This window comes from Monashia sp. HAY1-5C, from assembly GCF_056755255.1.
In genome coordinates this window covers 1-229 of sequence record NZ_JBPGXG010000903.1, presented here as the reverse complement: position 1 = coordinate 229, position 229 = coordinate 1, and the positions used below count along the sequence as shown (strand labels likewise).

The window sequence follows — 229 nt, the reverse complement described above, 5'->3', positions numbered from 1 at the left end:
AAGCGCGGCGTCCCCTCAAGCCTCATCGGGGTCAACACCGCGATGATGGGGGTGGCGTCGATGCTCGCCGCGGTCATCACGACAAAACTCGCCCATCGCTTCGGCGTCGTGCAGACGATGATCTGGGCGGTCATGCTCTCCGCGCTGAGCTCGCTGGGCTTCTACTACGCGGAAAACCTGCTTCTGTGGTTTCCGCTGCGTATCCTGTTCCACGGGTCGACGACGACTC

General features: G+C 62.9%; 1 protein-coding gene. It reads left to right on the top strand.

Annotated features, from left to right (window positions below):
• On the top strand, positions 1-229 hold a 229-nt coding region (locus ACR9ZK_RS23905), incomplete at both ends, for a hypothetical protein (protein WP_481344379.1).